The organism is Nocardioides sp. LHG3406-4 (assembly GCF_049897745.1).
GTDB lineage: Bacteria > Actinomycetota > Actinomycetes > Propionibacteriales > Nocardioidaceae > Nocardioides.
On record NZ_JAFCWV010000005.1, the window covers coordinates 139692 to 161733 of the forward strand.

A 22042-nucleotide genomic window follows, 5' to 3' on the forward strand; every position below is an offset into this window, starting at 1 on the left:
GCTGATGGCCAGACTCGAGCCCCACGATTGCTCACAAACCGCAGGTGTCCTACCCGATTTCATGCGGTTTGTGACCAATCGTGGGGGTGTGGTTGATGAGCCAGCGCGCGCGGGCCCGCACGCCCCAACCGGGACGAGGCTGGGCGCCTACTGGGTGACGCGGTAGGCGTCGAAGACGCCCGGCACACCGCGTACGGCGCGGAGCACGTTGTCGAGGTGCTTGGCGTCGGCCATCTCGAAGGTGAAGCGGCTCTTGGCGACGCGGTCGCGGGTGGTCGACAGGGTGGCGCTGAGGATGTTCACGTGGGTGTCCGACAGGGCCATGGTGATGTCGGAGAGCAGGCGGGCCCGATCGAGCGCTTCGACCTGGATGTTGACGAGGAAGGTCGACTGCGACGTCGGTGCCCACTCCACCGGCAGCAGCCGCTCGGGCTGCCGCTCCAGGCTGGAGGCGTTGGTGCAGTCGCGCCGGTGCACCGACACGCCGCCGCCCTTGGTGACGAACCCCAGGATCGGGTCGGGCGGCACCGGCGTGCAGCACTTCGCGAGCTTGACCCAGACATCGTCGACGCCCTGGACGACGACCCCGCTGTCCCCGCCGCTCGAGGTCTTCGTGCGGCCCCGGGTGCCGGTGATGGTCACGCCCTCGGCCAGGTCCTCCGCGGCACCTTCGTCGCCGCCGTGCAGGTCGATGACGCGGCGTACGACGGCCTGGGCCGACAGGTTGCCCTCGCCGACCGCGGCGTAGAGCGCGGAGACGTCGGCCAGCTTGAAGTGCACCGCCGCCAGCATCAGCGACTCGTGGGAGAGCAGCCGCTTGAGGGGCAGGCCCTCCTTGCGCATCAGCCGGGCGATCTGCTCCTTGCCCCGGTCGATCGCCTCCTCGCGGCGCTCCTTGGTGAACCACTGGCGGATCTTCGAGCGAGCCCGCGGCGACTTCACGAACCCGAGCCAGTCGAGTGAGGGAGCGGCGGTGGCGGCCTTGCTGGTGAACACCTCGACCACGTCGCCGTTGTCGAGGGTCGACTCCAGCGGCACGAGCCGACCGTTCACCCGGGCGCCGATGGTGTGGTGCCCGACCTCGGTGTGCACGGCGTACGCGAAGTCGACCGGGCTGGCCCCGACCGGCAGGGCCATGACGTCGCCGCGCGGGGTGAAGACGTAGACCTCGGCCCGGTTGATCTCGAAGCGCAGCGACTCCAGGAACTCGCCCGGATCCTCGACCTCGCTCTGCCAGTCCATCAGCTGGCGCAGCCAGGTCATGTCGTCCATGTCGCCGGACCGGTCGGTGTCGACGCCGGCGCGGCCGTTCTCCTTGTACTTCCAGTGCGCGGCCACGCCGTACTCGGCGCGTCGGTGCATCCCGAACGTGCGGATCTGCAGCTCGACGGGCTTGCCCTGGGGCCCCATCACCGTGGTGTGGAGCGACTGGTACATGTTGAACTTCGGCATCGCGACGTAGTCCTTGAACCGGCCGAGCACCGGGTTCCACCGGGAGTGCAGGACGCCCAGGACGGAGTAGCAGTCGCGGTCCTCCTCGACGAGCACGCGGATGCCGACCAGGTCGTAGATGTCGGAGAATTCGCGGCCGCCGACGATCATCTTCTGGTAGATCGAGTAGTAGTGCTTGGGCCGGCCGGTGACCTTCGCCTTGATCTTCGCCTCTTTGAGGTCCTCGTCGACCTTGGCGATCACCTCGGCCAGGAACTGGTCGCGCGACGGGGCACGCTCGGCGACCAGCCGCACGATCTCGTCGTAGATCTTGGGGTGCAGGGTCGCGAACGCCAGGTCCTCGAGCTCCCACTTGAGGGTGTTCATCCCGAGCCGGTGGGCCAGCGGGGCGTAGATGTCGAGCGTCTCGCGCGCGGTGCGCTCCTGCGAGGTCTGCGGCACGTAGCGCAGCGTGCGCATGTTGTGGAGGCGGTCGGCGAGCTTGATGACCAGCACGCGGATGTCGCGAGACATCGCCACGATCATCTTGCGGATCGTCTCGGCCTGGGCGGTCTCGCCGTACTTCACCTTGTCGAGCTTGGTGACGCCGTCGACCAGGTGGGCGACCTCGTCGCCGAAGTCGGCCCGCAGCTCGTCGAGGGTGTACGGCGTGTCCTCGACGGTGTCGTGGAGCAGCGCGGCGACGAGCGTCGGCTCGGTCATGCCGATGTCGGCGAGGATCGTCGTCACCGCGAGCGGGTGGGTGATGTAGGGGTCACCGCTCTTGCGCATCTGGCTGGCGTGCATCTTCTCGGCGACGAGATAGGCGCGCTCGAGCAGGGCCAGGTCGGCCTTGGGGTGGTTGGCGCGTACTGCGCGGAAGAGCGGCTCGAGCACGGCGTGGCCGGGCTGGCTGCGGGTGCCGATCCGGGCCAGCCGGGCTCGCATGCCGCGACCGGACTGGGCGACCGGGGCGGCGGGCGCCGCCGACGGGGCAGCAGGTGTCTCGGGTGGCGCCTCGGGCCCCTGGGGCGCACCCTCCCGCGTCTGCGGGGCGGTGACGTCGTCGGGCATGTGTTCGAGTCTAATGACGTGCGCCAGTGGCCTCCCGGCGCGACCCGGTGTCAGACCGACATCAGCACCGTGAGCGGGAGGTCCCCGACCGCCTCGCGGCCGGGCAGGAACGTCAGCTCCATCAGCATCGCCACGCCGACCACCTCGCCACCGCACGCCTCGACGAGCTCACGCGCGGCGGCGACCGTGCCGCCGGTGGCCAGCACGTCGTCGACCAGCAGCACCCGCTCGCCCGGCGCCACCGCGTCGCGGTGGATCTCCAGGGTCGCGGAGCCGTACTCGAGGTCGAAGGTCACCGCGTGCACCTGGCCGGGCAGCTTGCCGGCCTTGCGCACCGGCACGAACCCGGCGCGCAGGGCCAGCGCGACGGGCGCCGCGACGATGAAGCCGCGGGCCTCCATGCCGATGACCTTGTCGACCGTGGTGACCCCGTCGGCGTCCCGCCCGGCCGCTGCCAGCGCGTCCACGACCGCCTCGAAGGCCTCGTGGTCGGCGAGCAGCGGGGTGATGTCCTTGAACATCACGCCGGGTAGCGGGAAGTCGGGTACGTCGCGGACCAGTCGTGCCGTCGCCTCGCGGGCGTCGATCACGGCTTGCCGCGCTTGGACCGCGGCTTCCGGCTGGGCTGGTTGCGGCCTCCTGAGCTGGCGCTGGGCTGCACCGGACCGCGGGCCGCGGGAGCCACCCGGCCGCGGCCGGTCGCCTCCTGCTGCCGGCGTGGCGCCGTCCGGGCCGGAGCGGCGGCCGGCACGGCACCGTCGACGGGATCGTGGTCCGGGTCGACCACCGGAGTGTCCTCGGCGAGGGTCGTCGGGACCGCGGCGTACTTGTCGGCGGCAGCCCTGGCCCGGGCCTTGGCCCGCTTCTCGGCGAGAACGACCTCGGTCTCGTTGGACTTCAGGTGCACGAGCACGCGGGGTGCCAGGAAGATGGACGAGTAGACGCCGACCGCCATGCCGACGAACTGCGACAGGGCGAGGTCTTGCAACGAGCTGGAGCCGAGCTGGACGGCGCTGACGTAGAGGATCGCACCGATCGGGATCAAGGCGACGATGCCGGTGTTGATCGAGCGCACCAGGGTCTGGTTGACCGCGAGGTTGGCCGCTTCCGCATACGTCTGGCGGCTCTGCCGCATCTGGTGGGTGTTCTCCTTGATCTTGTCGAACACCACGACGGTGTCGTACAGGGAGAAGCCCAGGATCGCGAGGAGGCCGGTGACCGCCGACGGCGTCACCTGGAAGCCCGACAGCGCATAGACGCCGATGGTGATCGCGATGTCGTGGAACAGCGCGACGAAGGCGGCGATCGACATCTTCCACTCGCGGAAGTAGATGCCGATGAAGAGCATCACCAAGACGATGAAGACGGCGACACCGAGGGCCGCCCGCTGGGCGACCTCCTCGCCCCAGCTGGCGCTGATCTCGTCCTGGGAGATGTCCTGGACGCCGTCCATCGACCCCTCGATGGCGGTCGTGATCTTGTCGCTCTCCGCCTGGGTGAGCTCCTCGACCTGGACCAGGACGGCCTCGCCGGCGGTCGTCACGATCGGCGCCTCGGCCTCGGCCACCCCGGCCCCGGCCACCGCCTCACGGATGGTGTCGGCACTGGTCTGGTTCACCTGGCTGGCGGGCAGCGACACCTTGTACTGGGTGCCGCCGGTGAACTCGATGCCGAAGTTGAGGCCGCGCAGCAGCACGACCGCGATCGCGGCGGTCACCAGGACGATCGAGACGAGGTACCAGAGGGTCTTCTTGTGGACGAAGTCGTAGGACTTGCGGCCGCCGTACAGCTCGTTGCCGAGTCGCGAGAACTTGCCCATCAGGCCTTACCTCCCACGGGTGCCGGGTCCATGCCGAGTGTCTCGGTGCTGAGGCCGGACAGCCGGTGTCCACTGTTGAAGAACCTGAATCGGGCCAGCCACGACACCATCGGCTTCGTGAACCAGAAGAGGATCGCGAGGTCGACGATCGTGGTGAGGCCGAGCGCGAACCCGAACCCCTTCACCACGCCGGTGGCGAAGATGTAGAGCACCGCCGCGGAGAGCAGCGAGACCACCTGGGCGGCCAGGCGGGTGACCTTGGCGCGCTTCCAGCCGGTCTCCACGGCGACCCGCATCGACTTGCCCTCACGCATCTCGTCGCGTATTCGCTCGAAGAAGATGATGAACGAGTCGGCCGTGATGCCGACGGCGATGATCAGTCCCGCGATGCCCGGCAGGGTCAGCGTGAACCCGGCCGTCTTGCTGAGCAGCAGGACCAGGGCGTACGTCGTCGCGGCGGCGACCAGCAGGGACGCGACCACGACCAGACCGAGCCCGCGGTAGTAGAGCAGGCAGTAGATCAGCACCAGGCCGAGGCCGACGGCGCCTGCGGTCAGGCCGGCGGTGAGCTGGTCACCGGCGAGCGACGGGCCGATCGTCTCGGTCGAGGGGTCCTCGAAGGAGATGGGCAGGGCGCCGAACTTCAGGCTGGTCGCGAGGCTGTCGGCGCTCGTCTGGGTGAAGTCGCCGCTGATCTCCGCCTGGCCGTCGGTGATGAGGCCGTTCATCGTGGGTGCGGAGATCACGTTGCCGTCGAGCACGATCGCGAACTGCTTCTGGGTGTTGAACAGGGTCTGGCTGATGGTCGTGAACGTCTTGGTGCCGGGACCGTCGAACTGGAGCTGCACGCGCCACTGGGTGTTCGACTGGTCCGGGGGTGCCGTGTTGGCGTCGTCGAGGGCGGTGCCCTCGATCATCGCCTTCGACAGCAGGAACTTCTGACCCGACTCGTCGCAGGTGATGAGCGGCTTGGCCGGGTTGTCGTCGACGACCGGGATGGCCCCACCGGGCGGGCAGGTGAACTCGTTGAACTTCTGGGTCCACTGCTGGCCGGGGTTGTTCATCCACTGCAGCGGGTCGTCGACCGACGCCTCGCCGCCGCCGCCGGTCGCACCGTCGCTCGGCACGACGACGGTCGAGTCGTCGGACGGGGTGGCCGGAGGATCGCTGGGCGTCGGGGACTCCCCGTCGGCCCAGGCGTAGGGAACCCGGTTCTTGGGGGTGGCCGTCGGCTCCCCGCCGGGCTCGTCGCCCGACTGGCTGCCAGTCTTGCCGTCTCCCGGCTTGGTGCTCGGCGTCGGCTTCGGCGGCGCGAGCACGCCGTCGCCCGGGGTGTCGGGAGTGGTGGGATCGGTCGGCTGGGCACCGACGCCCTGGGCGCTCAGGGCCACGAGCCGGAAGCGCAGCTGTGCCTGGCGCTCCACGGTCTCCACGAGGTCGCGCCGGTTCTCGCCGGGGATCTCCACGACGATGATCCCGCTGCCCTCGGTGACGACCTCGGCCTCGCTGACACCGGAGCCGTTGACCCGCTGGTCGATGATCTTGCGGGCCTCCTCGAGGTTGGCCGCGTCCGGGTTGCCCTTGGCGATCAGCGTGATCCGGGTGCCGCCCTGGAGGTCGAGTCCGAGCTCGGGCTTCCAGGCGCCCCCGAGCGCGACCAGCCCGAACAGGATGGCGAGCCCGGCGAAGTACGCCACGAGGGTGCGCCCGGGCCGGTAGCCCTTGGTCCGGGTCGCCATGTCAGGCCTCGCCCGCGGTCGGCGGGGCGGTCGGGTCGTCGGAGCCGGACGCGTCGTCGGAGGCGTCGATCCGGTCGACCGCGGCGACGGCGGCACGCGCCACCTCGACGACGACGCCGTCGGCGATCTGCACGTGCACGCGGTCGTCGGTGGCGGCCGTGATGACGCCGTAGATGCCGGCGCTGAGCATCACCTTGTCACCGGTGTCGAGCCCGGACTGGAGACGGGCGACCTCCTTCTGGCGGCGCGACGCAGGGCGCACTATCAGCAACCAGAAGATCAGGGCAATGGCCACGATGGGCAGAAGGGAGGCGAGCTCCGGCACAGCAGTTCCTCGCGATCACGACATGGAGTGGCGGCCACCGATTGGCGGGGTTTTCCCCACACAGGCCGACCAACGACGGAGTGTACGCCGCGACACCTTGCGGCGCGGAACCTAGGGCGTGTCCAGCTCCTCGAACAGCGTGGCATCGCCGATCCCGGCGCCTGCGGGCACGGCGAGCCCGAGGTGGCGCCACGCAGCGGCCGTGGCCACCCGGCCCCGCGGGGTGCGGGCGAGGTAGCCGCAGCGCACCAGGAACGGCTCGGCCACCTCCTCGACCGTCTCGCGCTCCTCCCCGACCGCCACCGCGAGCGTGGAGACGCCGACCGGTCCGCCGCCGAACCGGCGGCACAGCACGTCGAGCACGCCCCGGTCGAGGCGGTCGAGCCCGGCCTCGTCGACCTCGTAGAGCTCGAGCGCCGCGCGCGCCACGTCAAGGGTCACCACACCGTCGGCGCGCACCTGCGCGAAGTCACGGACCCGGCGCAGCAGCCGGTTGGCGATGCGTGGCGTGCCGCGCGAGCGCGAGGCGATCTCGCTGGTGCCGTCGGGCCGGACGTCGACGTCGAGCAGACCGGCCGAGCGCTGGACGATGCGGTCGAGCTCGTGCGGCTCGTAGAACTCCAGGTGCGCGGTGAAGCCGAACCTGTCACGCAGCGGGCCGGGCAGCAGGCCGGCCCGGGTGGTGGCGCCGACCAGGGTGAACGACGGGATGTCCAGCGGGATCGCCGTGGCACCGGGCCCCTTGCCGATGACGACGTCGACGCGGAAGTCCTCCATCGCCATGTAGAGCATCTCCTCGGCGGGCCGGGACATCCGGTGGATCTCGTCGACGAAGAGCACGTCTCCCTCGTTGAGTCCGGAGAGGATCGCGGCGAGGTCGCCGGCGTGCGTGATGGCCGGGCCGCTGGTCAGCCGCAGGGGCGTGGACATCTCCGCGGCGATGATCATCGCCAGCGTCGTCTTGCCGAGCCCTGGTGGCCCGGAGAGGAGCACGTGATCGGGAGCGCGGCCGCGCTGCCGGGCTGCCTCGAGCACGAGCCCGAGCTGGTTGCGCACCCGCACCTGCCCGACGACCTCGTCGAGGCTGCGCGGCCGCAGGGCCGCCTCGACCGCGCGCTCGTCGCCGTCGGCCTCGGCGACGGTGAGCGAGCGGAGGTGCTCCTCCTCGGCGGCGCCCAGCTGGTCGTCGTACATCTCGGGCTCGCTCCTCATGCCTTGCTCAGGGTGCGGAGGGCGGCGCGCAGCAGAGCACCGACGTCGGGGGTGTCGCCGGCCACGTCAGCCTGGTCGGCCACGGCGTCGACGGCCTGGTCGGCCTCCTTCGCCGACCAGCCCAGGCCGACCAGTCCCTGTTGCACCTGGTCGCGCCACGTGGCGGCCGGGACCGCGCTTCCGGCGTGCACGGCCGCAGCGGGCGCCCCGAGGCGGTCGCGCAGCTCGAGGATGATCCGCTGGGCACCCTTCTGGCCGATGCCGGGGACCTTGGTGAGCGTCGCGACGTCCTCGGACGCCACGGCGCGCCGCAGGTCGTCGGGAGGGAGTACGGCGACCATCGCCTGGGCGAGCTTGGGCCCGACCCCCGACGCGGTCTGCACGAGCTCGAAGGTCGACTTCTCGTCGTCGTCGAGGAAGCCGAAGAGGGTCAGCGAGTCCTCGCGCACCACCATGCTGGTGGGCAGCGTCGCGCGCTGGCCGGTGCGGAGGGTGGCGAGGGTGGCGGGCGTGCACATCAGCTCGAGGCCGATCCCGCCGACCTCGACGACCGCCGAGCTCAACGTGACGGCGGCTACCTCTCCACGGACGAACGCGATCATCGGCGGCTGCTCCTCTGGTGTGCGGCGAGCGCGAGCTGCTGGCGAGCCATAGCGGCGTCGATGCGGGCCTGCGCGCCCCCTCGCCAGATGTGGGTGATGGCCAGGGCCAGCGCGTCGGCGGCGTCGGCCGGCTTCGGCGGCGCATCGAGTCGCAGGATGCGGGTGACCATGGCCGTGACCTGGGCCTTGTCGGCACGCCCGCTGCCGGAGACGGCGGCCTTGACCTCCGACGGGGTGTGCAGCGCGATCGGCAGCCCGCGACGGGCGGCGGCGACCATGGCGATGCCGCTGGCCTGCGCGGTCCCCATGATCGTGCTCGAGTCGGAGCGGGCGAAGACGCGCTCCACGGCCACCGCGTCGGGCGCGTAGTCGTCGAGCCAAGCGTCGATGCCCTTCTCGATCGTGACGAGTCGCTCGGCGACGGGACGATCGGCGGAGGTGCGGATCACGTTGACGTCGACGAGCGTGAGGGGACGACCGACCTCACCGTCCACGACGCCGATGCCGCACCTGGTCAGGCCGGGATCGATCCCGAGCACCCGCATGCGCGTCTCCTCCACCTGCCGAACCGTCCGGCATGTCCGAACGTGTGTTCGGGAGACACGCTAACCCGGCCGACGCGGCGTACGCCGGACGACACGCGTGCGGGAGGCCGACCCGCCGGTCAGGCGTCGAGCTCGGCCATCACGGCGTCGGGCACGTCGAAGTTGGCGAAGACGTTCTGCACGTCGTCGAGGTCCTCGAGGGCGTCGACAAGGCGGAACACCTTGGCCGCGCCGTCCTTGTCGAGCTCGACCTGCAGGTCGGGCACGAACGACGCCTCGGCGGAGTCGTAGTCGACCCCGGCCGCCTGCAGGGCCGTGCGCACGGCCACCAGGTCGGTGGGCTCGGAGACGACCTCGAAGGACTCACCCAGGTCGTTGACCGCGTCGGCGCCCGCCTCGAGCGTCGCCTCCAGGACGTCGTCCTCAGTGACCTGCCTGCCCTCCTGCTCGACCGGCACGAGCACGACGCCCTTGCGGTTGAAGAGGAAGGACACCGAACCGGGGTCGGCCAGCGAGCCGCCGTTGCGGGTCATGGCGGTGCGGACCTCCATCGCCGCCCGGTTGCGGTTGTCGGTGAGGCACTCGATGAGCATCGCGACGCCGGACGGGCCGTAGCCCTCGTACATGATCGTCTGGTACTCGGCGCCGCCCGTCTCCGCACCGGATCCGCGCTTGACCGCGCGGTCGATGTTGTCGTTGGGGACCGAGGACTTCTTGGCCTTCTGGATGGCGTCGTACAGCGTCGGGTTGCCGGCCGGGTCTCCCCCGCCCATCCGGGCGGCGACCTCGATGTTCTTGATCATCTTCGCGAAGAGCTTGCCGCGCTTGGCGTCGACGACCGCCTTCTTGTGCTTGGTCGTCGCCCACTTGGAGTGGCCTGACATCGGGTGTTCCCTTCCTACGACTGCGTGACGAGGTGCACGAAGGAGCGGTGGACGCGATCGTCCGTGGCCACCTCGGGGTGGAAGGACGTGGCCATCAGGTGCCCTTCGCGGACCGCCACGATCCTACCCATCGCGGGTCCGGCCGGGACGGTGGCAAGGACCTGCACGCCGGGGCCCGCCTCCTCCACCCACGGCGCCCGGATGAACACCGCCTGGACGGGTGCGTCGAGCCCGGCGAACTCGAGCCCGCCCTCGAACGAGTCCACCTGCCGTCCGAACGCGTTGCGGCGCACGGTCACGTCGAGGCCGCCCAGGGTCTCCTGGCCCGCGATGCCGTCGAGGATGCGGTCGGCGAGCAGGATCATGCCCGCGCACGTGCCGAAGGTCGGCATCCCGCCGGCGATCCGCTCGCGGAGCGGCTCGACCAGGTCGAACGTGCGCGCGAGCTTGACCATGGTGGTGGACTCACCGCCCGGGAGGACCAGGCCGTGGCAGGCCGCCAGCTCGGACGGGCGGCGTACGCCGACGGCGCGAGCGCCGAGATCCGTCAGCACGCGGAGGTGTTCGCGGACGTCGCCCTGGAGCGCGAAGACGCCGATGGTGGGGGCAGGCACCCGGGGATCGTAGTCGTCAGACGCAGAGGCTCAGCACCGCAACCGTGTAGCCGTGCGTCTGCGACGGGGCCGAGGTCCAGGTCGTCGAGCCGTAGCTCCGGTTCGCCTCCACCCAAGCGGTCCCGCCGTCGAGCGCCGAGTTCAGGGTGATGGTCGTGCCCGTGACGGTCTGCGTCTGGTCGCCCCCGAGGCCGGAGTGGACGGTGTAGCTCGTTGCTCCCGGCACCGCGGTCCAGTTGAAGCGTACGGACAAGAAGCCGAGCGTGCCGCAGGTGAAGCTGGCAGGCGGTGGCACGCTCGTCGTCGCAAACGCGCCACCGGGTGCCCCGGCGCTGTCGGTGAACGCCGCGAACGTCCCGTCGACACGGCTGGCACCAGCCCCTCCCACCACAGTGAAAAGGGTGACCGCGAGCAGGGTGGCGGCCGGTCCGGACGTGCGACGGCGGCGCGGAGCGCCCGGGCCGCGCCGAAAGGCCAACATCACCAACAGCACGGCCAGTCCGCCACCGACGAACGCTGCGGCCGGGCTCGACAGCCAGGCGACGGCGTAGCCCAGTCCATCGACATGGAAGAAGACCAGGTCCACTCGCTCCACGACGTACGGCGTGGCGTCGGCCAGCTCGTTGGCATCCCCACGCAGCGTCAACTGGGTGCGCCCCCCGAGACTGCCGGGCTCCACGATGGTGACCCGATGACTGATCCGGGTGCCCTCTCTGGGCACGCTCACGACGTCGCCGACCTTGACGTCGGTGGCGGGGATGTCGCGGGCCAGCGCAAGCGACCCGGTCGGGATCGTGGGTGCCATCGAGCCCGAACGGAAGACGAGCGGCGTCACCCCGAACGCCAATGCAGCCACCGTCGCGAGCACACACACCACTCCCAGGACAGCTCCCACGGTGAGCAACACCTCTCGGGCGATGTGGGTCGGTCGGATCATGGTCGCGCTCTCCTGGACGGTCGTGGCTCAGCTGGTGGTGGCGATGAGGGTGATGGTCACGATGCTCGTCGTGTCTTGCAGCGCCGAGACCGCGGTCGCCGGCAGGGTGGCCTGGAAGCACAGGTCCCGAGTCGCGCCGTCCGCGAGTGCAGGTTGCGCTGGCAGGAGCGGACCGTTGGCGGGGCCGTCGGGCACGATCGCAGCCCCCGTGCACGCACCGGCGCTGCTGCTGGGGTACACCGCAAGCCGCAGGGCCGAGCCCAGCTGGTCGGCGCCTCCTCCGCTGTTCGTCGCCGCACTGGAGGCGGTGAACGTGAACGGCAGACTGCCGGAGTTGACAACGCGCAACACGGCGTCCTTCGACGATCCGGGCGCCATGTCTGCCATCGAGAAGACGGTGGAGAACTCGGGCGGATTGTCGTCCACGGCCGGGTCACCTAGCTTGAGGTCGAGCGTCCCGGTGACGAAGGCTCCCGAGGTGGCGGAGGCGTCGTCGGTCCAAGCGGCCATCGTGCTCGTGGCGCCGAGGCCGAGCAGGACACCGAGTGAGAGCAGCGCCCGGATCCGCTGGCTGGTGGTGGGACCGGCGGTCAACCTGCCCTCAGCCGGCGTGCGATCGGTCGGGGTGCGATCAGTCATGGTGCGGACCTTTCCGATGACGAGCAATCAGGGCGAGCCCTACTCCAAGGCTCAGCGCGCCCAACAGCACCAGCCCGCGGACCGCAGGCGCCCCTGTGCCGGGCAGGGAATCGGAGTTCCCTCCGCCGGCATCGCGATCCTCGGCATCCCTGGCATCGGCATCACCGTCGTCCGGGCTGCTGTCGCCTGGGTTGCCCGGCGTTCCGGTGGTGGAGCCGCCCGCGTCGGCTTTCTGCTGGGTCAGCTGGGCGCCGAGGTTGAGCAGGGTGGTGCGTCTCTGCGAGAGGTTCGTCGACGTGCCGGCGATCGCCACGGCAAGGTCGACACGGACGGGAGCCCCGCCGGCGACCCGGCCGAGATCGACCAGCCGGCTCCTTCCGTCTTCGCGGACCTTTACCGATCGACCACGCACGGTCGCGACGAGGCTGGTCTCCCCTGCGCCGAACAGTGCGCCCGACCCGCGGGTGGTCAAGGTGATGGTGAGCGCGGCATCGTGGTGGGTTTGGTTGCGCACCCATAGCGATGCGGTGAGCCGGTCACCGGGAACCCATCGATGGGCGGCGGGGAACAGCGGGCGATCGAGGTGTGCGGTCCAGGTCTGGCCGTCCAGGCTCAGGCCGATCTCGCCATCCGCATACGACGGCGCGGCGCTCAGCAGTACGACAGCACCTACGACGGCGGTGACCAGAGGGGTGACCACGGAAGGACCGTGGCGTCTCATGGCTGGCCCTTGCCTTCCCCGGCCGCACCGTCCGTGGCGTCATCGCCATCACGAAGCCTGCCGAAGGCCGCGCTGGCGAACATGTAGGCGGCATACAGCGCAAGCCCACCCGCGACCATGAGCACGAGCGCCTGGTGCTGGCTGCCGTTCAGGGCGGAGTTCAGGTAGCCGACGTAGGGCAGGGCATACCAGACCCTTCCCCTGATCTGCACCGGTCGCACCGGCTCGGGGTCGTTGGCGTTGTTGGCGTCCCCCCGGGTGACGTAATGCATCTCCCCGTCGGAGTTCTGCTGCACCTGCACGATCCGGTGCGTGACCACGGCGGGTTGGCCGGAGTCAAGTTGATACGTGATCGGCACACCGACGCCCAGCTCCGACGGGTCGGCCGGCTTCGCCACGACCAGGGTGCCCGGGGGGTAGGTCGGCGTCATCGAACCGGTGAGCACGGTGTACGGCGTGGCTCCGGCGAGTCTCGGCACCAGCACCATCGCGGTGAGCAGTGCCGCGCACGCCAGAATCACCAGCCATGCGAGAAGCCGCCCGAGCCACCTTCCGGCAGCGGTTGCGTCCTGACCGGGACCGATGCTGATCTGAGTTGCGGTCACAGGTCCTGCTCGGCATACCACTCGAAGGACACCGTGCCGGACATGGCCGTTTGCGGGGTCGCGTTGGGGAGCGTCATCCGGATGCACAGCGTCTCGGACGCGTCCGCCCCCAGGGGGCGCAGGGTCGCGGGCGCGACCGGAGCCCCGGGTTGGGCGCCTGTGGTCGGGCAGTCCGCCGCGCTCGGCACCACGGTGACGGTCAGCTCGAGGTGCGCTCGCAGGTCGGGGCTGGTCGAGGTCCAGCCGGCAAGGCGGTATCGCAGGTCGGCGGTGCCTGCGTTGGCCATGCTGAGAGGTGCCTGCGCGAAGTCCCCCGGTCCCATCTCGGTGTTGGAGAGGGCGGTGAATCCGAAGGTGTTGACCTCGTTGCCCTCGTCCCCGTTGAGCAGGATCAGGTTCCCGGTCCGTACAGCGCCGGCATCGAGGCTCTGTCGGTCGCGCCAGGACGCTCCGGTGGTCCCCCACGTCGCTAGAACGCCGAGGCCCACCAGGACGACCATGAGCACGAGAATTCGGCTCATAGCCTGGTGGCTCAGTTGCCCTGCGCGGCGCCTTGGCTCTGATCGAGGTTGATGGTGAGCGAGGACAGGTCGAGGCCGTCGTCGTCCCCGGCGTTGACGCCGCCGTTGGCGACCTTGCCGGGCGTCGCCGGGTCGAAGGCCACGTCTACCAGCACTGTGATGGTGGCGCCGTCGTCGGCGCTGGTGACCACAGCGGGGGCGGCGGTGCCGGAGGTGCTGACCGTCGAGCTCACCCAGGCGGCGAGGTCGGATGCCGGCGGCGTCAACGCGCTCGTGGAGAGCCCGGCCGTGAGGTTGTCGCCTTCAGCGTCGATGGTGAAGGTGCGGGCGTACTGCAGGGTGTCACCCGGCGCCATGTTGAAGGCCGCCAGGTCGCTGATCGCGGCCGAGCCACCGTCCGTGATGTCGGTCCACGTGCCCGTGTCGCCCGGTACGGCGACCATGCTGAGGTGACCGGTGCTGATCGACCCGGCGTCGACGTCTTGGCTGTCGGTCCAGAAGGCGAGCGTGCCCGCTCCACCCAGCAGAAGCACGGCCGCGACGACGGCTGCGAGGGCGCCCTTGGTGATCTTGTTCATGGGTGGTCCTACTCATGGTGGATTAAGGCACATTCACCCGAGATGACGACTCACCATCGACCCGACTACCGCAGACGCGCGAACGCGTAGTCATCGGTGGCCCGAACGGGCCAGGTGCGAGTAGCCCGAACGGACTACTGACCTGGCCCTCTGGCCAGTCACCTCGCGGCGCGCCACAGGTCCTTCCCGCGTCACAAATGGGTCGCCGGGCTCGCTACCGGGGCAGCGCGCCGCACGCGAGCTATCTCGCCAGCGGAGACGTCACCAACCGCGCTCGGCGAGCCGGTGCGGCTGAGGGATGTCCTCGACGTTGATGCCGACCATCGCCTCACCCAGACCACGGCTCACCTTCGCGACGACGTCGGGGTCGTCGTGGAAGGTCGTGGCCGCGACGATCGCCGCGGCACGCTGCTCGGGGTTACCGGCCTTGAAGATGCCCGATCCGACGAACACGCCCTCGGCGCCGAGCTGCATCATCATCGCTGCGTCGGCCGGCGTCGCGATGCCGCCCGCGGTGAAGAGCACCACCGGGAGCTTGCCCGCCTCGGCGACCTCCTTGACCAGGTCGTACGGCGCCTGCAGCTCCTTCGCGGCGACGTAGAGCTCGTCGGGCTCGAGGCCCTGGAGCCGGCGCAGCTCGGCCCGGATGGTGCGCATGTGGGTCACGGCGTTGGAGACGTCGCCCGTGCCGGCCTCACCCTTGGAGCGGATCATCGCGGCGCCCTCGGTGATGCGCCGCAGCGCCTCGCCGAGGTTGGTCGCGCCGCACACGAACGGCACGGTGAACTGCCACTTGTCGATGTGGTTGGCGTAGTCGGCCGGGGTCAGCACCTCGGACTCATCGATGTAGTCGACGCCCAGGCTCTGCAGGATCTGCGCCTCGGCGAAGTGGCCGATGCGCGCCTTGGCCATCACCGGGATCGACACCGTCTCGATGATCGAGTCGATCATGTCGGGGTCGCTCATCCGGCTGACGCCGCCCTGCGCGCGGATGTCGGCCGGCACGCGCTCGAGTGCCATCACCGCCACGGCCCCGGCGTCCTCGGCGATCTTGGCCTGCTCGGCGGTGACGACGTCCATGATCACGCCGCCCTTGAGCATCTCTGCCATGCCGCGCTTCACGCGGGAGGTGCCGGTCGTCGGGGTCTGCTCGGGGGTGCTGTCTGCCATGGTCGAATCGTACGGCGAGCGGTGCCGCACCCCGACGCCGGGATCAGCCCTCGGACCCCGTCGGGGCGAGCGCCTGCCTGCGGACGAGCAGCACGCGCTGCACCACGGTGACCGTGCTGGCGACGGCGAGCGCCCACAGGGTCACCTCGTAGAGGATGGGCAGGTCCAGCACGTCGCCGAAGAAGGTCAGTACGAGGATGGCCACGAGCCGGTCGGCGCGCTCGGCGATGCCGGTCTTGGCGTTGAAGCCCAGCCCCTCGCCGCGCGAGCGGGCGTACGACGTCACGCCGCCCATGACCAGGCACACCAGCGAGAGCGCGAGGTAGAGCCGGTCGTCGGCGACCCAGGCGAAGTAGAGCGCGAGTCCGCCGAAGACCGCTCCGTCGGCGATCCGGTCGAGCGTGGAGTCGAGGAACGCGCCGAACTTGTCGGTGCGGCCGAGGGTGCGGGCCATCTGCCCGTCGACCAGGTCGCTGAAGACGAACGCGGTGATGAACAGCACGCCCTGCCAGAGCATCCCCTGCGGGAAGAAGATGAGCGCGCCGGCGCACACCCCGAGGGTGCCGACGAGCGTGACGGCATCGGGGCTGATCCCCAGCTTGATGAAGAGCTTGACGAACGGCGCGAGCATGACGCTCTGCCAGAAGCCCTTGAACCTGTCCAGCACGGGCCGCACGCTACCCGGACTTGAGCGCCGCGCAGACCTCGGCCACCGCGGTGGGCGCGCCGGCGACGTACCACTCGACCCCGGCGGCGGTCGTGCGACGGGCCTCGCCGCCGAGGGCACGGATGATCGCCTCGCCGGGCAGCCGGTCCCAGTCGGCGACGGAGTGCTGGAACGTGACCCCCAGGTGCCCCTGCGCCACCGCCATCGCGTCGAGGGTGCCGGAGCCGAGCATCCGCAGGGTCGCCAGGCCGCCGACGACCCGGGCGAAGGCAGCTCCCCGCTCGTCGTCGATGGGCGGGTGCAGGTAGGTCGCCGCGCAGGTCTCCGCCAGCGCGACGTCGCGGATCGGGGCCATGGGCTCGCCGTTGCGGGTGGTCGGGAGGCCCGGCCCGCCGACGTACACGATTCCGGCCGCGGGGTGGGCCACGGCGCCGAGCACGACCTCGTCGCCGTCGCAGAGCGCGATCGCCGAGCACCACCAGTCGAGGCCGTGGGCGAAGTTGTACGTGCCGTCGACGGGGTCGACGACCCAGGTCCGCCCGCTGGTGCCGGCGTGGTCGGCGCCCTCCTCCCCCACGATCGAGTCGTGCGGGCGCTCGACTCGGAGCCGGTCGACCACCAGCCGCTCCGCCGCCCGGTCGGCGGCCGTGACGACGTCGGAGACCGACGTCTTGCGCTCGGTGTCGAGTCCGGCGGCGAGCATCCGCAGCGCCAGGGCACCCGCCTCGCGGACCAGATCGGCGGCCAGCTGCGCATCATCCACGGCCGGCACGCTACCGGGACGGGGCGACCGCGCCGTGTCCGGCCGGTTGCCGGGCGGCGTACTGTGACGGCACGGAGCCATTCAGGCTTCCAACCAGGGAGCCGCTATGAGCGACAAGTCGCCACGGCAGGGCATGACCAAGAAGTCAGGCAAGTCCATCAAGGAGAAGCGTGCCGACAAGCACGCGAAGGCCTCCGGCGCCAACACCGCTGTCGAGAGCCTCAGCACCAAGAAGAAGTGAGTCTCCTCAGCCTGGGCGTGGTGGGCACGTCCTCGAAGGAGAACGAGCACCGGCTCCCGCTGCACCCCGAGCACCTGGGGCGCATCGACCCGCACATCGCGGCCCGCATCACCCTCGAGCACGGGTACGGCGAGCGCTTCGGCCGCAGTGACGCGGACCTGGCGGGGCAGGTGGCCGGGTTCGCCTCGCGCGACGAGATCATCGCGACCTCCGACGTGGTGGTGCTGCCCAAGCCTCAGCACGAGGACGTCGCCGCGATGCACGCCGGCCAGGTCCTATGGGGCTGGCCGCACTGCGTGCAGGACACCGAGATGACCCAGCTCGCGATCGACCGGGAGCTGACGCTGATCGCCTTCGAGGCGATGAACCACTGGACCGCCGACGGCTACGTCGGGCTGCACGTCTTCCACAAGAACAACGAGCTCGCGGGCTACTGCTCGGTGCTCCAGGCCATGGAGCTGGCGGGCATCACCGGCGACTACGGCCGCCGGCTGAGCGCCGTCGTGATCGGCTTCGGCGCGACTGCGCGCGGCGCCGTGACGGCACTGAAGGCCCACGGAGTCCACGACGTCGCCGTACTCACGACCCGCGGTGTCGCGGCGGTCGGCTCCCCCATCCACTCGGTGCGGATCCGCCAGTTCGACCACGACCCCGACGAGCCGTGCGCGAGCCACGTCATCACCGAGCGTGGCCGCATGCCGTTGGCGCCGTACCTGGCGGAGAACGACATCATCGTCAACTGCACGCTCCAGGACACCGCCGCGCCTCTCACCTACCTGCAGACGGCCGACCTCGACGCGTTCCGCAAGGGCAGCCTCATCGTGGACGTGTCGTGTGACGAGGCCATGGGCTTCGAGTGGGCAACGCCCACGACGTTCGACGAGCCGATGTTCACCGTCGGCGACCAGGTGCACTACTACGCGGTCGACCACAGCCCGTCGTACCTCTGGAACTCCGCGACGTGGGAGAACAGCGAGGCGCTGCTCCCCTTCATCGAGACGGTGCTGTCCGGACCCGACGCCTGGTCGGCGAACGAGACCGTCTGCCGCGCCATCGAGATCCGGGACGGCCAGATCATGAACCCGGCCATCCTGTCGTTCCAGGGCCGCCCAGAGAAGCACCCCTACCCCATCGGCTGATGCCGGCGCCGGCGCCTACCAGGCGTCGGCGAGCAGGGCGCGGCTGTCACCCAGCAGCTCCGGCAGGGTGCGCGTGCGACCGATGATCGGCATGAAGTTCTGGTCGCCCGGCCAGCGTGGCACGACGTGCTGGTGCAGGTGCGCCGAGATGCCGGCGCCGGCGACGGCGCCCTGGTTCATCCCGACGTTGAACCCCGCCGCACCCGACACCGCGCGGATCGTCGCCATCGCCCGCTTGGTCAAGGTGGCGATCTCGGCCGCCTCGGCGTCGCTGGTGTCGGTGTAGTCGGCCACGTGACGGTAGGGGCACACCATCAGGTGGCCCGGGGAGTACGGGTAGAGGTTGAGCACGACGTAGGCCAGGTCGCCCCGGTGCACCACCAGCCCCGCTTCGTCGTCCAGCGTCGGCACCCTGCAGAACGGACACTGCCCTGACGTGTCGTCGAGAGGCTTGTTCTCGCCGCGGATGTAGGCCATCCGGTACGGCGTCCACAGACGCTCGAGCTCGTCGGGCACGCCCGCCCCGTCCTGGTGCGCGGCATCGTCGGACATGACGGTCACTCTAGGAGGAGCTCGCGGCGCGTCAGGCAAGGGTCGGGAAAGCGGACTGTGCGGTCGCTGGGTGTCACCCGGTGACACCGCAGGACCGCACAGCGCATCGGGGACACGGGGTCGTGACGCCCGACCAGCCACCCGCCTGCAGTAGTCGCCCGACCTTCTCCGCCGTCTCGCATGGCTTGCCGAACACCTGTCCCCAGCCGAGGCGCACCGTCGTGCGTCCCGTGAGGGCCGCGTCGAGATCGCGACCCAGGTCGCGATCGCGGGATCGAGCGTTGTCGTGGAACAGCCGGCCGTCCAGCTCGACGACCAGTCCGAACGACGCGTAGCCGACGTCGCGGAGGACTGGCTGCGGCGAGGCGACGCGCAGCTGGCGCACCGGCTTGGGGAGACCGTGAGCGCGCTCGACCCAGTGCAGGTACCCGTGCTCCAACGCCGAGCAGGTGCCCTCACTCACGTCGTGCAGCACACTCAGCAGCAGCGGCCTGCGAGCGATCCGGGCACGCCCCTCCAGCGTGTCGAGCAGACGAGCCGGGCGTCGTGCGGCGTGCCTGCACCGCGTCGGCCACCGCGGCGATCGCAGCCATCTCGTCGAGCGCGGAAGCCGCCACGTCCAGCACCGCCTCCTCGATCCGCACCCGGGGTGGGCTCAGGTGCCACTGCACTCGCTCGTCGAGGTGAGCCAATCGGTGCAGGCGCACACCCGGGGGCGCTGCTGGTGAACGGTCGCGATCGATCGCGATGTGCAGAACGTCGTCGCCGCGTCGACCCGGTCCGTCGCCTGCCCGCAGCGCCGAGTCGTGGCTCAACGCCGACGGCCAGAGCGCCAGCACCCCGGCCCACGCCCGCTGCAGCCAGGTCAGCGGACCCGTGTGGTCGACGTAGACGCCCTGTTGGACCTTGACCAGGTCCCGGCGCCGCAGCAGGCGGCGTACGGCGAACGCCGGCAGGCCGAGCTCCACGAGCTGGTGGCGCGCAACGACGCCCGCCTAGCGTTCGAGCAGAGCGTCGAGATCCCCCATGACCGGGCATCCTGCCCCTGCATAGCCTGCGGCTGCGGGGTCCCGGACCCGACCTGTGGATGACCGCGGTAGGTGGGTGTCACCCGGTGACACCCGAGTACCGCACTAGACCTGGACGCGCCCCGCGACCGCCTCGGCGACGCGGGCGATGGCCTCCTCGACGGGGACGCCGTTGTCCTGGCGACCGTCGCGGTAGCGGAACGACACGGCGCCCGCCTCGATGTCGTCGTTGCCAGCGATCATCATGAAGGGCACCTTCTGGAGCTGCGCGTTGCGGATCTTCTTCTGCATCCGGTCGTCGGAGTCGTCGACCTCGACGCGCAGGCCCTGCGCCTTCATCCGCCGTGCGATGTCGAAGAGGTAGTCGGCGTGCACGTCGGCGATCGGGATCGCCTGCACCTGCACGGGCGCGAGCCAGGGCGGGAACGCGCCGGCGTAGTGCTCGACGAGGACGCCGATGAAGCGCTCGATCGACCCGAACTTGGCCGAGTGGATCATCACGGGCTGCTGGCGCGTGCCGTCGGCCGCCTGGTACTGCAGGTCGAAGCCCTTGGGCTGGTTGAAGTCGTACTGGATCGTCGACATCTGCCAGGTGCGGCCGATCGCGTCGCGCGCCTGCACCGAGATCTTCGGGCCGTAGTACGCCGCGCCACCCGGGTCGGGGACCAGCTCGAGGCCGGACGCGGTGGCGACGTCGGCGAGCACCTGGGTGGCGACCGCCCAGTCCTCGTCGGAGCCCACGAACTTGTCCTTCTTCGAGTCGTCGCGCGTCGAGAGCTCGAGGTAGAAGTCGTCGAGGCCGAAGTCCTTGAAGAGGCCCAGGCAGAAGTCGAGCAGGTGCTTGATCTCGTCGGGCGCCTGCTCCTTGGTGACGTAGGAGTGGGAGTCGTCCTGGGTCATGCCGCGCACACGGGTGAGGCCGTGCACGACGCCGGACTTCTCGTAGCGGTAGACCCCGCCGAACTCGAAGAGTCGCAGCGGCAGCTCACGGTAGGAGCGCCCGCGCGAGCGGTAGATCAGGTTGTGCATCGGGCAGTTCATCGCCTTGACGTAGTAGTTCGATCCCTCGAACTCCATGGGCGGGAACATGCCGTCGGCGTAGTACGGCAGGTGGCCGGAGAGGTGGAACAGCCCCTCCTTCGAGATGTGCGGCGTGCCGACGTACTCGAAGCCCTCCTCGATGTGCCGCTGCCGGACGTAGTCCTCCATCACCCGCTTGATCACGCCTCCGCGCGGGTGGAAGACGACCATGCCGGAGCCGATCTCGTCGGGGAACGAGTAGAGGTCCAGGTCTCGGCCGAGCTTGCGGTGGTCGCGGCGCTCTGCCTCCTCGATGCGGTGCAGGTGCTCCTCGAGTGCCTCCTTCGACTCCCAGGCGGTGCCGTAGATGCGTTGGAGCTGCTTGTTCTTCTCGTCGCCGCGCCAGTACGCCGCCGCTGAGCGCATCAGCTTGAAGGCCGGGATCCGCTTGGTGGTGGGCAGGTGCGGGCCGCGGCACAGGTCGCTCCAGGCGACGTCGCCGTTGCGGCGTACGTTGTCGTAGATCGTCAGCTCGCCGGCACCGACCTCGACCGAGGCGCCCTCCGCGATCTCCTGCGCACCGCTGGAGCCGCCCTTGAGCCCGATCAGCTCCAGCTTGTAGGGCTCGTCCTTGAGCTCGTCGAGGGCGTCGGCGTCGGTGGTGACCCGGCGGTCGAACTTCTGCCCCTCCTTGATGATCTTGCGCATCGCGGTCTCGATCTTCGCGAGGTCCTCGGGCACGAACGGGGTCTCGACGTCGAAGTCGTAGTAGAAGCCGTTCTCGATCGGCGGACCGATGCCCAGTCGCGCCTCGGGCCACAGCTGCTGCACGGCCTGCGCCATCACGTGAGCGGTGGAGTGGCGCAGGATGTCGCGCCCGTCGGGGCTGTCGATGGCCACGCCCTCGACCTCGTCGCCGTCCGCCAGCACATACGCCAGGTCCTTGAGCTGTCCGCCCACCCGGGCGGCGACGACCTCGCCGTCGTCGGCGAACAGCTCCCACGCCTTCGTGCCCTCCCCGAGAGTCAGAGTCGTGGTGGTCCGCTCCTGACGCTCACCGGCGCGGACGCGGACGACCTTGATCTCGGACACGGCAGTGCTCCCTGATGGGTGGTTTGTGGATCGGACTGGTTGATCGTATCGGCGCGGCCCCGGTTGGCTCGCATGGGTTTCCGGGCCGCCTCGCCCGATGCCCGGGCCCGACCGGCAATGTAGT

At 70.2% G+C, this 22042-nt stretch carries 25 protein-coding genes; 2 read left to right on the forward strand and 23 right to left on the reverse strand.

Features of this window, described 5'->3' with window-relative positions; genetic code table 11:
• Positions 1 to 147 precede the first annotated feature (147 nt).
• The 19 genes from ACP7BP_RS17505 to ACP7BP_RS17595 all read right to left on the reverse strand — a co-directional run bounded on the left by ACP7BP_RS17505 (position 148) and on the right by ACP7BP_RS17595 (position 16846).
• On the reverse strand, positions 148 to 2379 hold the full coding sequence (locus tag ACP7BP_RS17505) for a RelA/SpoT family protein (RefSeq protein ID WP_426246766.1): 2232 nt from the start codon (positions 2377 to 2379) through the stop codon (positions 148 to 150).
• A 176-nt stretch (positions 2380 to 2555) separates the two neighbouring features.
• The gene (locus ACP7BP_RS17510; protein ID WP_426246768.1) at positions 2556 to 3026 is read right to left on the reverse strand and encodes an adenine phosphoribosyltransferase; all 471 of its coding nucleotides are present in this window, start codon (positions 3024 to 3026) and stop codon (positions 2556 to 2558) included.
• A gap of 65 nt (positions 3027 to 3091) precedes the next feature.
• Entirely contained in the window at positions 3092 to 4324 is a 1233-nt protein-coding gene (secF, locus tag ACP7BP_RS17515; protein ID WP_426246434.1) for a protein translocase subunit SecF, read from the reverse strand.
• Positions 4324 to 6063, reverse strand: coding sequence for a protein translocase subunit SecD (gene secD, locus ACP7BP_RS17520; protein WP_426246435.1), 1740 nt, complete (start codon positions 6061 to 6063; stop codon positions 4324 to 4326). The genes secF and secD overlap by 1 nt, the downstream gene beginning before the upstream one ends.
• Before the next feature lies 1 nt (position 6064).
• Positions 6065 to 6388: a preprotein translocase subunit YajC gene (yajC, locus tag ACP7BP_RS17525; protein WP_426246437.1), complete on the reverse strand. Its 324-nt coding sequence runs from the start codon at positions 6386 to 6388 to the stop codon at positions 6065 to 6067.
• A 111-nt stretch (positions 6389 to 6499) separates the two neighbouring features.
• The gene (gene ruvB / locus ACP7BP_RS17530; protein WP_426246439.1) at positions 6500 to 7600 is read right to left on the reverse strand and encodes a Holliday junction branch migration DNA helicase RuvB; all 1101 of its coding nucleotides are present in this window, start codon (positions 7598 to 7600) and stop codon (positions 6500 to 6502) included.
• Positions 7597 to 8202 carry a Holliday junction branch migration protein RuvA gene (gene ruvA, locus ACP7BP_RS17535; RefSeq protein WP_426246441.1) on the reverse strand — a complete coding sequence of 202 codons (606 nt, stop codon included), beginning with the start codon at positions 8200 to 8202 and terminating at the stop codon, positions 7597 to 7599. The genes ruvB and ruvA overlap by 4 nt, the downstream gene beginning before the upstream one ends.
• Positions 8199 to 8747 carry a crossover junction endodeoxyribonuclease RuvC gene (gene ruvC / locus ACP7BP_RS17540; protein ID WP_426246443.1) on the reverse strand — a complete coding sequence of 183 codons (549 nt, stop codon included), beginning with the start codon at positions 8745 to 8747 and terminating at the stop codon, positions 8199 to 8201. The genes ruvA and ruvC overlap by 4 nt, the downstream gene beginning before the upstream one ends.
• A 119-nt stretch (positions 8748 to 8866) precedes the next feature.
• The gene (locus ACP7BP_RS17545) at positions 8867 to 9631 is read right to left on the reverse strand and encodes a YebC/PmpR family DNA-binding transcriptional regulator (RefSeq protein WP_426246444.1); all 765 of its coding nucleotides are present in this window, start codon (positions 9629 to 9631) and stop codon (positions 8867 to 8869) included.
• 14 nt (positions 9632 to 9645) lie between these two features.
• Positions 9646 to 10245 (reverse strand): pyridoxal 5'-phosphate synthase glutaminase subunit PdxT, encoded by a 600-nt coding sequence (gene pdxT, locus ACP7BP_RS17550; RefSeq protein WP_426246445.1) that lies wholly within the window; start codon positions 10243 to 10245, stop codon positions 9646 to 9648.
• 16 nt (positions 10246 to 10261) lie between these two features.
• Complete coding sequence (locus ACP7BP_RS17555; RefSeq protein WP_426246446.1) at positions 10262 to 11182, reverse strand: signal peptidase I; 921 nt, start codon at positions 11180 to 11182, stop codon at positions 10262 to 10264.
• Between the two features lie 27 nt (positions 11183 to 11209).
• The gene (locus ACP7BP_RS17560; protein WP_426246448.1) at positions 11210 to 11821 is read right to left on the reverse strand and encodes a SipW-dependent-type signal peptide-containing protein; all 612 of its coding nucleotides are present in this window, start codon (positions 11819 to 11821) and stop codon (positions 11210 to 11212) included.
• Positions 11814 to 12521: a hypothetical protein gene (locus ACP7BP_RS17565; RefSeq protein WP_426246449.1), complete on the reverse strand. Its 708-nt coding sequence runs from the start codon at positions 12519 to 12521 to the stop codon at positions 11814 to 11816. The genes ACP7BP_RS17560 and ACP7BP_RS17565 overlap by 8 nt, the downstream gene beginning before the upstream one ends.
• 17 nt (positions 12522 to 12538) lie before the next feature.
• Positions 12539 to 13063 carry a signal peptidase I gene (locus tag ACP7BP_RS17570; RefSeq protein ID WP_426246450.1) on the reverse strand — a complete coding sequence of 175 codons (525 nt, stop codon included), beginning with the start codon at positions 13061 to 13063 and terminating at the stop codon, positions 12539 to 12541.
• A gap of 80 nt (positions 13064 to 13143) precedes the next feature.
• Positions 13144 to 13668, reverse strand: a complete 525-nt coding sequence (locus ACP7BP_RS17575; RefSeq protein ID WP_426246451.1) for a hypothetical protein — start codon at positions 13666 to 13668, stop codon at positions 13144 to 13146.
• Between the two features lie 11 nt (positions 13669 to 13679).
• Positions 13680 to 14246, reverse strand: a complete 567-nt coding sequence (locus ACP7BP_RS17580) for an alternate-type signal peptide domain-containing protein (RefSeq protein WP_426246453.1) — start codon at positions 14244 to 14246, stop codon at positions 13680 to 13682.
• A gap of 261 nt (positions 14247 to 14507) precedes the next feature.
• Positions 14508 to 15416, reverse strand: coding sequence for a pyridoxal 5'-phosphate synthase lyase subunit PdxS (gene pdxS / locus ACP7BP_RS17585; RefSeq protein ID WP_426246455.1), 909 nt, complete (start codon positions 15414 to 15416; stop codon positions 14508 to 14510).
• A 43-nt stretch (positions 15417 to 15459) separates the two neighbouring features.
• Positions 15460 to 16083 (reverse strand): phosphatidylinositol phosphate synthase, encoded by a 624-nt coding sequence (gene pgsA / locus ACP7BP_RS17590; protein WP_426246456.1) that lies wholly within the window; start codon positions 16081 to 16083, stop codon positions 15460 to 15462.
• Positions 16084 to 16093: 10 nt separating this feature from the next.
• Positions 16094 to 16846, reverse strand: coding sequence for an inositol monophosphatase family protein (locus tag ACP7BP_RS17595; RefSeq protein WP_426246458.1), 753 nt, complete (start codon positions 16844 to 16846; stop codon positions 16094 to 16096).
• Positions 16847 to 16952: 106 nt separating this feature from the next.
• Here ACP7BP_RS17595 and ACP7BP_RS17600 point away from each other — a divergent pair, with 106 nt between their 5' ends.
• Together ACP7BP_RS17600 and ACP7BP_RS17605 are read left to right on the forward strand one after the other, a co-directional pair.
• Complete coding sequence (locus ACP7BP_RS17600; protein WP_426246460.1) at positions 16953 to 17087, forward strand: hypothetical protein; 135 nt, start codon at positions 16953 to 16955, stop codon at positions 17085 to 17087.
• Complete coding sequence (locus tag ACP7BP_RS17605) at positions 17084 to 18226, forward strand: N(5)-(carboxyethyl)ornithine synthase (RefSeq protein ID WP_426246462.1); 1143 nt, start codon at positions 17084 to 17086, stop codon at positions 18224 to 18226. Before ACP7BP_RS17600 ends, ACP7BP_RS17605 begins: the two co-directional genes overlap by 4 nt.
• A gap of 15 nt (positions 18227 to 18241) precedes the next feature.
• On the opposite strand, the gene ACP7BP_RS17610 is transcribed toward ACP7BP_RS17605, so the two are convergent.
• From ACP7BP_RS17610 to thrS, 4 genes are all read right to left on the reverse strand, one after another.
• Entirely contained in the window at positions 18242 to 18778 is a 537-nt protein-coding gene (locus tag ACP7BP_RS17610; protein WP_426246463.1) for an HIT family protein, read from the reverse strand.
• A 73-nt stretch (positions 18779 to 18851) separates the two neighbouring features.
• On the reverse strand, positions 18852 to 19241 hold the full coding sequence (locus ACP7BP_RS17615; RefSeq protein WP_426246464.1) for a hypothetical protein: 390 nt from the start codon (positions 19239 to 19241) through the stop codon (positions 18852 to 18854).
• Positions 19234 to 19746 (reverse strand): hypothetical protein, encoded by a 513-nt coding sequence (locus ACP7BP_RS17620; RefSeq protein ID WP_426246466.1) that lies wholly within the window; start codon positions 19744 to 19746, stop codon positions 19234 to 19236. The genes ACP7BP_RS17615 and ACP7BP_RS17620 overlap by 8 nt, the downstream gene beginning before the upstream one ends.
• Before the next feature lie 165 nt (positions 19747 to 19911).
• The gene (gene thrS / locus ACP7BP_RS17625; RefSeq protein ID WP_426246467.1) at positions 19912 to 21918 is read right to left on the reverse strand and encodes a threonine--tRNA ligase; all 2007 of its coding nucleotides are present in this window, start codon (positions 21916 to 21918) and stop codon (positions 19912 to 19914) included.
• Positions 21919 to 22042: the final 124 nt, after the last annotated feature.

Coding starts and splice junctions, on each gene's coding strand:
- ACP7BP_RS17505 (WP_426246766.1), bottom strand. CDS start 2,379: ATGCGAGCCCGGCTGGCCCGGATCGGCACCCGCAGCCAGCCCGGCCAC.
- ACP7BP_RS17510 (WP_426246768.1), bottom strand. CDS start 3,026: ATGTTCAAGGACATCACCCCGCTGCTCGCCGACCACGAGGCCTTCGAG.
- secF (WP_426246434.1), bottom strand. CDS start 4,324: ATGGGCAAGTTCTCGCGACTCGGCAACGAGCTGTACGGCGGCCGCAAG.
- secD (WP_426246435.1), bottom strand. CDS start 6,063: ATGGCGACCCGGACCAAGGGCTACCGGCCCGGGCGCACCCTCGTGGCG.
- ruvB (WP_426246439.1), bottom strand. CDS start 7,600: ATGAGGAGCGAGCCCGAGATGTACGACGACCAGCTGGGCGCCGCCGAG.
- ruvA (WP_426246441.1), bottom strand. CDS start 8,202: ATGATCGCGTTCGTCCGTGGAGAGGTAGCCGCCGTCACGTTGAGCTCG.
- ruvC (WP_426246443.1), bottom strand. CDS start 8,747: ATGCGGGTGCTCGGGATCGATCCCGGCCTGACCAGGTGCGGCATCGGC.
- ACP7BP_RS17545 (WP_426246444.1), bottom strand. CDS start 9,631: ATGTCAGGCCACTCCAAGTGGGCGACGACCAAGCACAAGAAGGCGGTC.
- ACP7BP_RS17555 (WP_426246446.1), bottom strand. CDS start 11,182: ATGATCCGACCGACCCACATCGCCCGAGAGGTGTTGCTCACCGTGGGA.
- ACP7BP_RS17560 (WP_426246448.1), bottom strand. CDS start 11,821: ATGACTGATCGCACCCCGACCGATCGCACGCCGGCTGAGGGCAGGTTG.
- ACP7BP_RS17575 (WP_426246451.1), bottom strand. CDS start 13,668: ATGAGCCGAATTCTCGTGCTCATGGTCGTCCTGGTGGGCCTCGGCGTT.
- ACP7BP_RS17580 (WP_426246453.1), bottom strand. CDS start 14,246: ATGAACAAGATCACCAAGGGCGCCCTCGCAGCCGTCGTCGCGGCCGTG.
- pdxS (WP_426246455.1), bottom strand. CDS start 15,416: ATGGCAGACAGCACCCCCGAGCAGACCCCGACGACCGGCACCTCCCGC.
- ACP7BP_RS17600 (WP_426246460.1), top strand. CDS start 16,953: ATGAGCGACAAGTCGCCACGGCAGGGCATGACCAAGAAGTCAGGCAAG.
- ACP7BP_RS17610 (WP_426246463.1), bottom strand. CDS start 18,778: ATGTCCGACGATGCCGCGCACCAGGACGGGGCGGGCGTGCCCGACGAG.